The organism is Enterococcus sp. DIV1304_2 (assembly GCF_050555445.1).
In the GTDB taxonomy this organism is placed as follows: Bacteria; Bacillota; Bacilli; order Lactobacillales; family Enterococcaceae; genus Enterococcus_B; species Enterococcus_B pernyi.
Window position 1 is genome coordinate 1,347,262 of record NZ_CP187851.1, and the last position, 13,415, is coordinate 1,360,676.

Sequence of the window (13,415 nt, forward strand, 5' to 3'; positions counted from 1 at the left end):
AGGTAATGAGTAAACATCATTGCAATCAAGGTGGTACCGCGAGTTTTCGTCCTTGGCTGTAATGGTGTTTTTTGTCGTTTATTATGTAGAAAGAAGGTAAAACAATGAAAAAATTAAGCAGTGCAGAAGTACGTCAAATGTTTTTAGACTTTTTCCAAGAAAAAGGACATACGATCGAACCTAGTGCTTCACTAGTACCGGTCAATGATCCAACCTTATTATGGATCAACTCAGGAGTGGCGACACTAAAGAAATATTTTGATGGATCTGTTGTACCAGACAATCCAAGAATCACGAATGCGCAAAAATCGATTCGTACGAACGACATCGAAAATGTAGGGAAAACTGCCCGTCATCATACGATGTTTGAAATGTTAGGGAACTTCTCGATCGGCGATTATTTCAAAGAAGAGGCAATCCACTGGGCATGGGAATTTTTAACAAGTCCAAAATGGATGGCGTTTGATCCTGAGAAATTATATGTCACTGTTTATCCAAAAGATACAGAAGCAAAACGTATCTGGCACGAAGAAGTAGGATTATCTCTTGACCATATCGTGGATGTAGAAGATAACTTTTGGGATATCGGCGCTGGACCATGTGGGCCAGATACAGAGATTTTTTATGATCGTGGCGAAGCCTATAATGACTTGGAAGAAGATGATCCTGAAAACTACCCTGGTGGCGAAAATGAACGTTATCTTGAAATCTGGAACTTAGTATTCTCAGAGTTCAACCACAAACCAGATAATACGTTTGAACCTCTTCCACATAAAAACATTGATACGGGCATGGGCTTGGAACGAATGGTTTCAATCGTTCAAGATGCACCAACCAACTTTGAAACAGATTTATTTATGCCGATCATCCATGCAGTTGAGCAATTGAGCAACAAAGTAAAATACGGTGAGGATGCCTTAACTGATATTTCATATAAAGTAATCGCTGACCATATCCGAGCATTATCCTTTGCGATCGGTGACGGGGCATTGCCTTCAAATGAAGGTCGTGGCTATGTCTTGCGTCGTTTGTTACGTCGAGCTGTCATGCACGGGAAAAAATTAGGGATCGAGCAAGCTTTCTTATACCGTTTAGTGCCTGTTGTTGGCGAAATCATGGAGAGCTATTATCCTGAAGTGCTGGATCAAAAAGAATTTATCGAAAAAGTCGTTCGTACGGAAGAAGAACGTTTCAATGAAACGATCAACGAAGGGCTTGAGATCTTGAACCAAGTGATCAAAGAGGTAAAACAAGCAAACGGAACAACGCTTGCAGGAAAAGATATCTTTAAACTTTACGATACGTATGGATTCCCAGTTGAATTGACAGAAGAAGTGGCGGAAGATGAAGGATTGAATGTCGATCACGCAGGCTTTGAAACAGAAATGCAGGCGCAACGTGATCGCGCGCGTGCGGCTCGTAATACAGAAACATCTATGGGTGTTCAATCTGCTTTATTGACAGATATCAAAGTAGATAGCACATTCATCGGTTATGACCATATTGAATCTGACAGTGAATTACTAGTGATCGTCCAAGACGAAACAATCGTCAGTGAACTATCGGATGGGGAAGCGCAATTGATCTTTGATCAAACACCATTTTATGCTGAAATGGGTGGACAAGTAGCCGATCAAGGTTGGATCATTGATGCCTCTGGTGAAACAGTAGCAAATGTGACTGATGTTCGAAAAGCACCAAATGGACAATTCTTGCATAAAGTAGAAGTCCTTTCTGAGATCAAAGAAGGAAACACCTATCATTTATTGATTGATGAACCAAGACGTAACCGAATCATCAAAAACCATACGGCTACTCACTTATTGCACAAAGCATTAAAAGAAGTATTAGGCGATCATGCCAACCAAGCAGGTTCATTGGTTGCACCAGGTCATTTGCGTTTTGACTTCACACATTTTGGTCAAATCACAAGTGAAGAATTGGCAAAAATGGAACAAATCGTAAACGAAAAAATCTGGGAAGCCATTCCTGTTGAAACGATCGAAACAGACATCGATACAGCGAAAAATATGGGCGCAATGGCATTGTTTGGCGAAAAATATGGCAACGAAGTCCGTGTGGTCAATATCGGCGGTTGGTCGATCGAGTTATGTGGTGGTACGCATGTCGGTAATACCGAAAACATCGGAATCTTTAAAATCGTTTCTGAATCAGGGATCGGTGCAGGGGTTCGTCGGATCGAAGCGGTGACAAGTAAAGAAGCTTATGAATTGTTGGAAAGCGAAGAACAACAACTAAAAGAAGTTGCGGCAATCGTGAAATCACCACAATTGAAAGAAGTCGTAGCTAAAGCAGAACAATTGCAACAACAGTTAAGAGAGCTACAAAAAGAAAATGAACAATTGGCAAGTAAGTTAGCGAACCAACAAGCAGGAGATATTTTCAAAAATCCAGAGACGATCAATGGTAAAACGATCATCACTGCACAAGTAAAAGTAAAAGATATGAATCAATTACGTCAATTAGCCGATCAATGGAAACAAAAAGCAGTTTCAGATATTCTTGTCTTGGCAAACGAACAAGAAGGTAAAGTCAGCTTGTTAGCAGCAATGACGCCTGAAGCAAATGAAGCAGGCTTGAAAGCTGGCGATTTGATCAAAGCAATCGCACCGAAAGTCGGCGGTGGTGGCGGTGGTCGTCCAGATATGGCGCAAGCAGGTGGAAAAAACCCAGCTGGTATCTCAGACGCATTGACAGAAGCAAAAACATGGTTAGAAAATAAATAGAAGCAAGCGTAGGTTTTTACTACAAATAAATGGCAAGCGAGTTTGGGATGATTTCCCAAGCTCGTTGCTTTATTTTCATTGGCTCAACGGTTGTTGCTATGTACACATTTATTGACAAATCAACAAAACGCTATAGGATTAGAGTAAAGCAAACAGGGGGAGATTCAATGAATAGCAAAAATAAAACATTTCGGTTAGTACTTCGTGCCATTTTGTTAGCCATCATTATCGTTCAATCAATGATTCCATGGTTAGGCTTTATCCCATTAGGTTTTATAAGCTTGACGATCATCCATATCACAGTAATCGTAGCGGCCGTAGTATTAGGACCGAAAGATGGCATGTTGATCGGCTTGTTCTGGGGAATTGCGACGATCATCCGAGCCTACGCGATGCCAACTACACCGTTCGATACATTGGTTTTTACCAATCCAATCATCTCAGTTGTACCCAGAGTTTTAGTGGGACTAGTGGCTGGCTTAGTATTTCATTGGTTGTATAAGCGTTCCTCTACGATCGTCGTACCGGCTGTTGTGGCAGGAATTTTAGGTTCTTTAGTCAATACGGTCCTTGTTTTAGGATTTATGGGCTTATTTTATACGAATGCCACAGCTCAAGCTTATGGTGTCGATGCTTCGGTCTTGTTCAAGACACTTGCTGGAATTGCTGCAATCAATGGAATTCCAGAAGCTATCGGCGCGGGGATCATCACACCATTACTCGCCAAAGCATTATTTGCAGCAACACCTTTAAAACCTGAATGATATAAGACCAGCAATCACAGATAAAAGGAGTCACAAATTTGGCAAAGAAACAAGAAACACTAACAGCAAAAGAACGAACAAAAAAAGCATTGATGGCAGGGGTATGGGGACTGTTAACTAATGTGATCCTATTCGTTGCGAAATTGATGATCGGACTACTCTCTGGAAGTGTGTCGATCATGGCGGATGCTATCAACAGTTTGTCGGATACCGCTTCTTCTGTTTTGACTTTGGTTGGCTTCAAAATCGCGGCAAAACCAGCAGATCCGGAACATCCTTATGGACACGAACGTTTTGAATATATCAGTGGACTATTCGTATCTCTCATCATCACGTATGTCGGATTCCAGTTCTTACACTCCTCAATTGAAAAAATCATCGATCCGGAAAATATTGCCTTATCACCGATCATCTTTTTAGTTTTAGTCTTTTCGATTGCTTTAAAAGTTATTCAGGGACGTATGTACAAGAAAACCGCAAAAATGATCGATTCGGAAACGTTACATGCCACTGCCAAAGACAGTTATAATGATGTATATACGACCTTTGCTGTTTTACTCTCAGCTTCTGTCGAATGGTTGACAGGGTGGCGCGTGGATGGCTATATTGGCTTCTTGTTAGCACTTTACATTTTGTACAGCGGCGTAATGATGTTAAGAGAATTCGTATATGAATTATTAGGGAGCCGTCCTACTGTTGAACAGATCCAGGCGATGGAGGAGCAGCTAAATGGCTATACAAAAATACTCGGTTATCATGACTTGTTAGTGCATAATTACGGACCAAATCAACGTTTTGCTTCCGTTCACGTGGAAGTCGATGATCGGCTAGATTTGAATGAAGCACACAAGATCATGGACATTATCGAAAAGGATTTTAAACGATCATTAGGTGTAGAATTAGTCTGTCATCTAGATCCTGTACCAGTCAACAATGAGAATTATCAAGAGATTCTTAATGAGTTGAAAAAAATCATCAATGAGACAGCAGAAGGCTTGAAAATCCATGATTTCCGCATGATCCATAAAGGACAGATCCTACAATTTGATGTCGTTGTCCCTGAAGGTACGCGTTTGTCTGACGAGGAATTAGAACGAATGATGCGTATCCAAATAGAAAAGAGAGTCGGGCAGTATCAATTAGATATCACCTTTGATCATAATTATTTACTTTTCTAAATAGTTAAAAAAATGAGCGACGGTTAAACATCAATAAGCCCATCTGATGCGATGAGATTTTGATTGAACTGTTCCGCTTAACTAAAATAAGCAGAAAACCTGAAATCTTGTATTTTCGGGTTTTTTGCTTATTTTTTTAAAAGAATGCTCATGGAACACCGCCACTTCATCTTTAGGGGAGAACAAAGGGTGATGATATTATTTTTTCTGAACGGTGTGTCCACTCTTTTATCAATTAAAATGAACTTAGAGGTGGTGTCGTAGTCGTACAATAGAATGTATCATTTATTAAATTTGTAATTTTTAAGTATACACTTTTTGAACAAATAATTTATAATCTATCGTTTGAATTCTGTGGAAAAAAGAAATTAAATCGCTTTGTTGTCTTTTTTTTTACTGTATTAAGAAATAATAGTGGTTGTTTTATAAATACTATCAAGTACTATAAAAATAAATATTCTGTTCCATCAATGATTCTGAGATTTTCGGTAGTGACAACAGGAATAATTATGGATGTAGGTTGTGTCTTTTAAGAATAATGAGTGTCAATGATTCTTATCATTCACAAGGTGAAAATTCTTGTTTCAATGTTCAACTGTTGATGAAGTCCTAGCAATCAATCATTCGAATCCATTGAGGAGGGAATAAGATGCCGATAGAAGATCATCGTAAACCAATAGGAATATTCGAAAATAAAAGACATAAAAATGTGAACAGGAAAGCCGAGCAAAGAATGGTCAATTATATTTCTGAACATTCTGGCAACCAACCAACAAGAAAAGGGCTAAAGACGGCAGTCGGAATGCTTTACGCATTCAGTCTGTTCCAAAATTTCAAATTAGAAGAGGAAATGCCAAATAAACAGAGGGCAGTCCAAGAAGACCGTGCCATTTTTGAGATGGATACTTTTGTGGTAACTGATGAGTGGATCAATCATAAAGACGAAGTGGTGCATTCGCTGTCTTCAAGTTCAACCTTCGATGCCAGAACTATCCCCGGTGTATCAAACAATAACAGAACACAAAGTGAATTTGCCCCAAAGATAAATACGTCAACCCCGTTAGTTGAAGCAGCGCAGTTATGGAGCTTAGCGGTTCATAAATTCGTACATGGCATAGTTGAACTAGACGATTGCACGACGACAAAAACAGAGACAATCGGACGGAAAGCGGGATTGTGGGAACAACCCAAAAACGTACAAACGCACTTTAAAACCATCTGTAAAGTGGCAACCGCTAAATCTCAAAAAATAAATGAACAAGAAACAGAGCCTTCACACGACCTCCAACAATTCTATTTCAAAAAAATTCCCCCAACAAATGACAGAGATTATTTTGAAGCGAAAGACATCGCGGAAAAACTTAAAAATGTGTTTGAAGAGTTCGTTGATGAAACACCCAGCATTATTACGACAAAACAAAATGGGACACACAACACAAATGCCCCCTATTTCCATGGTATGACTGAGGACTTTTGGTTCTATCTAGCCGATAGCTTCCGCTCATTTATTCGCAACCCATTGAAATCTAGCGCTGAAAGACCAGAAGAGGGAACTTCTCGCCAATTTTATAAATGGCTCAAAGACACCTTCGATGGGATACAAAAAGCGCGTGAACCGTTTGGCAGAGAACAAAAAATAAATCCTCATGAACATCCTTTTTCTGCACATAATTTAGCACTGCTCAATCTCCCATCATCAAAAGAAGAATCAGAACAGTTGTTAACGACTATTTGGCAGCTAACGAGTAGATTTGCTGAAAGCATTAGCGGATTTTTTGATCAAAAGACAAACTTTTTTGGTGTAGATGCTACATCACTTCCTTCTCATTCCATGACAACTACACCTGCTTCGGCACAGATTTCCAAAATACGTTTTACTTCTTATGAGGATCTTCCTCAAACAACGGTCGATAGAATCAATCATATTATCCACAACTATTTACATAGACGACCTTTTCCAGAAAATATGATGACGCCTATGATGCCATTTTGGTATGACCACGAGGTGTTTCAACAGCGCAGCAAAACAGACGAGGTCAACGAAGCAGTCAAAGACTTTATGGGTGATCTATCTCTTCATGACTTGTTTGTGCTGATCAGTAACTGGGAACAAGACACGTTTGCCTTTCATCTTATTTTAGAGAAACGAATCTCTCTAGCGCATCTTATCCTAAAAAAATATGGGATACCAGATCGAGAATTAACCTATAGAGAGGCCGTCGCAATTGCCCTTCAGTGGCGAACGAACAATATTTTCAAAGGCTTTGGATTCACTGAAGTAAGTAGTGTGATCGTTCATTTGACGCTTCCTAAAGGGAAGATGAATAATCTTACGACTACGATATCTCCGATCACTTATTTAGCTCAAGTACACAATATCAAAGAAATTTTGGAAAATAATGAAATGCCGGCAGGAATCTTATTCCAAGATTTGCCAATCTTTTATTATGAATATGATCTTTTTATCAACCGAGACAAAACGGATAATGTAAAAGAACTTCTCCTTGAGTTCCTCAAAAAAAATAAAGTGGAGATCCAGGGACAAGCTACGTCTAAAAAAATAATGGCTGGTCTCAAAAAATTTGTAGAATCGGGGGGAAGTTCTAACCCTTTGGCACAAGAATCAAGAGAACAATTCATTACTTATTTTTTAATGAAGGCCTACGAAGTTGAAAATATTCGGTTAGGTGATCCATACTTGCTAACCAAAACATCAGCGGTGCAACAACAATTGAAAGTAAATCTATTATTGAAAGGATGTACCTATAAAGAAAATTCTGAACAGACAGAAGATATTCGCCTGTCTTCACCAGAAACCCCTTATACTATTCGACTTCAAGAACAAAAAAAAGTAAGTGGGAAAATCTTTCATGACTTTATACATGATCAGGCAATGACGGTATCGAATGTTAATCCCATCAAGCCATATTATTATGATTATCCGATTTTGCTCCAACGTGAAAAAACACTGGTTGTAAACAAAGCAGTCAGAATTTTCCTTATTTCAAAAAGTTTATCATTGGGAAATGTGTCAAACAGTGAATTAGTAAGGAAGTTACAAGGTTGGGTATTGAATGGGGAAAACTACGAGGAGATTGTCCAAAGACAAGAAGAGGCAGCCGAACTACTTCTTGAGCATTATGGTATTGAAGAGCGACCTTTGACTGTTCAGGATGCTCGTGTGTGTATTCTTCAATGGGAAGATAATAATGCGCAATTAAATTACCTTATTGATGAGAAGCCAGAAAGGAAGCACAATGACAAAAAAGACGGGATCGATACGTTTCTACAAGAAAATAACCTACAAAAAAAAGCAGAAGATGCACAAAGTGTTGAAGATACACCCATCCAAAAAGAGGAGACGAAACGACGAGTCGCTGATTTTCTCGTAGAACAAGGCCAAAGTTGGAATATGTCTGACCCCAGTGCCTTTGCGCATGCAGTTACTCATTGGGTGTTATTAGAGGGAGCAACGATTGAGATGATTGATCCGGTCAAGATCAAGCAATTGGCACAAGTGATTTTGAACGAAAAAATCGATGGGGTCATCTCAGGTGTACAAGCCAAATTAACATATATAAAATGGTTATTTGAAACATTTAACCTCGACGATCAGACACATGAATTACCTGTAAACATTAACATGACAGACAACAAAAAAACGGAACAACATGAATTCCCTTTAAACATTAACATGACAGACAATAAACAAACGGAACAACATGGATTACTTGTAAACAATGACATGACAGACAATAAACAAACGGAACAACATGGATTACCTGTAAACAATGACATGACAGACAATAAACAAACGGAACAAACCGAGAGGGAGCCAATAGATTCCATTGTAAGCAAGGAACGATGGCGTAATAAAAATATAGGTGTTCAGTTAAATCAATTTTTTATGCAACATGGGGTTGTTCCTTTTGATCAATCAACGGAACGAATATTGATATCTATGGGGAAGTGGTTGACACAAGAAGGTGTTGGCATGGTCTTTATGCCAGACAAAATTCAGCCTATCGCTAAAATCATTTTAAATGAACTAAAGATGCAGGGTGACGCGTCAGAGGATAAAATTTCTGTAAAAAAAGCTGAAACTACAATTATGAAATGGGCGATCGAAAATATATTGAATGGATCGGTTGAAGAATATATCATAAGAAAAATCATCGATTCACCCGATCCTTCAAGCTTTACGATCGGACAAATCAGAAATTTGTTAGAGGTCGATTCGCTAAGAAAAGAAGGCGTGATCACTCTCCATACTATCATCGGAAAAGATAGCAGAGAGGAAGAAATGTTAAGAAAGGATCAAGTAGTTTTTGAAAAACTATGGATAAAATTTATCGAAAAAGTATTACCCAATTATTTTCTTGAGTCTAGCCAATTAGCTGATGATTTACCGATTTCTGATTTCGACTCATTGATGCAATTAGCTGGGGGAAAACTATTGGCAGATGCTGGATATCTGTCAGAATTTAGCAGGGAAGACGTTATTAGACTAGGTATCTTTTTTTGCGATTACTTGGAGATACAATCGATTCAGCAAATTGAAGTCTTACAGTACTTGCTAACTCCAGCTTTACTGACCACTGCTCAATTAGACCCAGAAGGATTAAAAGAGGCTATAGAAAATGGTGAGTATAAAATCTATGCCTTACAGACCTTTATCACCTTCTGGCAAGAAATGATGGAGTCAATCGTTGAGAATGAAAAAATCGTTTATCATGAAATGGGTGTTTATGAAGAGGCAGTGATCAACTGGCGTCGAAAAAAAGCATTGGCAGAATTTGTGAACCAAGAATGCAACAAACGTTCAGGAAAGATCGGATTGTTATTGGATCAAGCATATTTATTAGGCTTGTCACCCTGTCCTGAAGTCTACCAACCACCAAATCTAGAAGAATGGTACACACAGTTAACGAAAGATGTAGCCGACGCTTTTTTCAAAATTAACCAGCGATTTATCGGCACCGCTTTGAATGGATTAGATCAGTCAGAGAAAAATTTCCTATTCTCAAATGAAACACGAATTTATAGAGCCTCGGCAGAGCTGAAGCATCAGATACACTACTATGCGCCACCAGCTATTGGAGGAGTTCCTGCAATCAATTTCAGTGAGCGTGAAAAATGGTTGGATACCGACTTAAATCTAGAAGATACAGATCTTTTTGCAGCGGTTCAGGGAGCAGAAGAACGTTTTTATGCTGTGAAGAAATTGGGACAAGACGGGGGGTATATTTTTTACCGAGTGGATAAAGATCCGCTGTTATATCTTAAATATGGATTGTTTGATCAAAAAGATCTTTGGCGCAAGGGGTATATACAAAACGGAGAAAAAATCCGAATTGGTAAAAAAGATTTCACGTTTTCTACCAAAATCAACCGAGAAAATGAACTAGGGCAAGAGATGAATCATGCAAAACTGAGTATCGCAATCAGTCAAATACAGCGAGATCGTTTCTATCACCAACTATACGAGTTTGGAAATGATAAATCCATACCTGAACAAATTTGGGATGTGATCAAACATATCATTCCCTTTTACGATTGCATTGTCGGGATCATTGACAAAAATGTCTCTGATGCGGTTACTTCCTGTACAATTGATGTGATTTTCTTGATCCCTGTCTTTGGACAAGTGATGGGACTGAGTACAAATTTCGCTTTGGGGATGGCAAAAGCGGCTGCGAAAAGTGGGGTCAGACACGCGATAAGAAACGGAACGCGCTTCACACCCTCTCGTTTGGAAATAAAAGCGCTTCTTAAAAGTTCAACACGCTATGCAGATCCTGGATTTGAATTAGTCACTGACGGCGCAAAGTGGATACTTAGAGGATTTTCTGAATTGAAAAATCATTGGTTCATTCCTGCTCATTTGAAACCAGTATTAACTAAACTAGAGACGTTAACCAGAAAAATACCTTCGTTGCCTGAGGATCATGTGAGAGCACAGTTGCCGAGAAAGGGCCCCTACAGTATAGTGAGACGTGTGAAAGACTCATTGTACAAGCAAGTGATGAATCTAGAAGATGGTGATATTTTTGGTGGATATTTCACATTACATGGGAATCAGCTCAGGTCTTTTGAAGGGGACTTGTTTTACAACCATGAAGAGCTTGAGCGTATAAACAGGCTCGCAAATCAAGTGGATACCAAGCAACTATTTATAATAGAAAATAATTTGAACCCCAAAGGATATGGTGAAGGAAAGGTATATAAGGTAGAGAAGGATGGCGAAGTCATTGGTTCCTTTATTCAAATGAATCAACGAATAGTTCCTGTTCAAATCCATTCGATTGAAGGACATGGGGTAAGATATGACGTATATGAAGGAGATACCTTATTCCCTATCCGATTTAACGGTATTGGCTGGTATTTCGAAACTGAGACTTCGCCAAGATTAGCAAAAGATGTAAGTGACTATGTTGCTAGTCAACTGGAACAATTTGAAAGTATCAGTAGTCCCCTCTCACTTACACCACCTGATGAGTTTGGCTTGATGCGTACCTCTTCAGGAAGAACGTATATCAAGGTGAATAATCGCTATGTTCCATTGATTTTAATGGATCAAGAAAATCAACGATATCACCTGGTTAAGAAAAAGGTAACTAGACCGTTGCTCATCTTGAGATTTGATGAGATACACAATCATTTCCGTGTGGAGACCCCATTAGAAAGATTGCTTGCTGATCCACACCATGCCATCTTAGCAGGTGGGAAAAAAAGTGTTCCTAAGAAACCAAAGGACAAGGCGGCAGGGGAAAAAAAAGAAAAGCAACCAATTCCGCAAATTGGAGAAGCGGGAACATCACATGAGGCAGACACTTTAGCAGAGATAGCGAAAATTTTGGAATACCCACCGTATTACAAATTACCAGATTCCCTTGGTGTAGCGGTAACATTTAATGAGTTCAGAAAAGCCCAGATACTTTCTGATCATCCAAAGAAGTTCAGGTATGAGGATGACCGAGTGAAGCTTCCAACATTGACTTCTTTTGTGTCAGAATATACGAATCCAACTGCCCGTACTGATGGGATGGCAAAATCAGGGATGAAGCATGAAATCGCAAGGATACTAGCGAACAAGCCCGAGATTCCTTACCGAATATTTCCTGGCTTTACCTCTGATAAAGTACCAGAGTACATTGATGTATTTCAACAAGAAGTCGCTTCGGGAGTCGCTGAGGCAGTGACCTATCTCAAAACATTCAAGAAAAAAGCAGAGGAGTGGTTAACACTTGAAACACTTGCAGAAAGAAAGCCCGGTCAATATTTGAATCACATGTTCAAGCTAGAAACCAGCGAAAATAAAGAACAAATAATGAAAGAAGTCATCAAAAGATTATTGATTGTAGCGGATAAAAGCGAACAGTTTCTCAATTTATCAAAAGATCTAGGCTATAAAAATATCTGGATTGTCTCCTCCGATTTAGTTTATGATAAAAAGACGAAAAACTATTATACATCCAAAGTGAAACCTCCGACTACCGTGGCGTTTGTTGTAAATGCTGACCCAGAATGCCGAATACTGATCATGGCGGATAAATTTCATGTCAAGCCGTCAGCTAAGCCAACGATTCAAACTACACCTACTTTATCCGGAACGGTTATCCACGAAACCACGCATATTGTATCAAGCACAGTTGATTATGCTAAATTTGAAGATCCTCCGATAGGATTTCAAAGTAGTGGTGAAGATATCAGAAAACGCTATGACCTTGAATATGTGGAAATAACGTATTCTGAGAATTTTGATTTGTTTGTTAGACATTTGGCGCAAGAATTCGATTTGCCTAAATTAGCTCGCAGTGAGGTGGTAAAGCAACTTTTAAATGATCCAATGTTAGCAGCAAATTTTTTGATTTTAGATGCGGAAGTGGTGATGACGATTATAAGAGATCTTGCATTAGACAATGATTTCTTCAATCGTCTGCGTGTGGAGAGAGGGTTGAGGGATGGACCTTTAATCGATCCTAAAATATTCATTTTTTTTGCGCTGATGCATACGGGGAATTTTTTTATCATAGAAAAAGAATATGAAACTGAAAAGAACCAAACCAAAGCAGGAAATATCAGAGAGGATCAACCCCCAACCCTTCCAACTCCTCCGAATATTCGTGACAAAAGAAGTTTTGCTACTATCGTCCAACAAGCAGCAACAAATAGCAAGGAAACGAATAAAACAGTGAATATTTCATTTTCCAATTTAAATAAAAAAGAATTGAGTGTGAGGGGGTTTAACTAAATATACCGATAGTTTATAAGGTTTTTTGTAACGCTTGTCTAGCTAGGTTATCAGCGCCTTTATTTTTACTTTCAGGTACCCACTGAAGGATCAACATTGAAAAATCTTTTAATAGACTTTGTATTTTTTCTAAATAAGGTAAAAAATCTTTGTTGTTCGTATAATTTTTATCGATAGTTGATACAAGTACTTTACTATCGGAATAGCAGAGAATGATTTCTTCGGTCATCTGTCTATTCTTTAGAATTTCTAAAGTTTTTAAAAAGACTTCAAACTCGGCTTGATGGTTTGAACCAAAGGACAAAGGGATAGACAACTGTTCTTGTTGCTGATCAGCGAGTATTAATATTCCTCCACCACTAGGTCCAGGGTTGCCTTTTGTTGATGCGTCAATGTATACTTTTAACATAAGGAAAAACACGCCCTTCAAAAATTGTCGGTTTGACTTATTATACCACTACAGATAAAGACA

General features: G+C 38.7%; 5 protein-coding genes. 4 read left to right on the forward strand and 1 reads right to left on the reverse strand.

Annotated elements, in window-relative coordinates; genetic code table 11:
- Positions 1–104: 104 nt before the first annotated feature.
- From alaS to IGJ14_RS06385, 4 genes are all read left to right on the forward strand, one after another.
- Positions 105–2,747 carry an alanine--tRNA ligase gene (alaS, locus tag IGJ14_RS06370; RefSeq protein ID WP_019723498.1) on the forward strand — a complete coding sequence of 881 codons (2,643 nt, stop codon included), beginning with the start codon at positions 105–107 and terminating at the stop codon, positions 2,745–2,747.
- 167 nt (positions 2,748–2,914) lie between these two features.
- Positions 2,915–3,511, forward strand: coding sequence for an ECF transporter S component (locus tag IGJ14_RS06375; RefSeq protein ID WP_019723497.1), 597 nt, complete (start codon positions 2,915–2,917; stop codon positions 3,509–3,511).
- 38 nt (positions 3,512–3,549) lie between these two features.
- Positions 3,550–4,689 (forward strand): cation diffusion facilitator family transporter, encoded by a 1,140-nt coding sequence (locus IGJ14_RS06380; protein WP_062805281.1) that lies wholly within the window; start codon positions 3,550–3,552, stop codon positions 4,687–4,689.
- Positions 4,690–5,338: 649 nt separating this feature from the next.
- On the forward strand, positions 5,339–12,943 hold the full coding sequence (locus IGJ14_RS06385; RefSeq protein ID WP_430608414.1) for a QWxxN domain: 7,605 nt from the start codon (positions 5,339–5,341) through the stop codon (positions 12,941–12,943).
- A gap of 13 nt (positions 12,944–12,956) precedes the next feature.
- Here the strand turns inward: IGJ14_RS06385 and IGJ14_RS06390 are convergent, their stop codons facing one another.
- Positions 12,957–13,352 carry a ribonuclease HI family protein gene (locus IGJ14_RS06390; RefSeq protein WP_019724341.1) on the reverse strand — a complete coding sequence of 132 codons (396 nt, stop codon included), beginning with the start codon at positions 13,350–13,352 and terminating at the stop codon, positions 12,957–12,959.
- Between the last annotated feature and the right edge of the window lie 63 nt (positions 13,353–13,415).

What these genes read in the sequence shown, in the direction of transcription:
- alaS (WP_019723498.1), top strand. Translation starts at nt 105, where the DNA reads ATGAAAAAATTAAGCAGTGCAGAAGTACGTCAAATGTTTTTAGACTTT.
- IGJ14_RS06375 (WP_019723497.1), top strand. Translation starts at nt 2,915, where the DNA reads ATGAATAGCAAAAATAAAACATTTCGGTTAGTACTTCGTGCCATTTTG.
- IGJ14_RS06385 (WP_430608414.1), top strand. Translation starts at nt 5,339, where the DNA reads ATGCCGATAGAAGATCATCGTAAACCAATAGGAATATTCGAAAATAAA.
- IGJ14_RS06390 (WP_019724341.1), bottom strand. Translation starts at nt 13,352, where the DNA reads ATGTTAAAAGTATACATTGACGCATCAACAAAAGGCAACCCTGGACCT.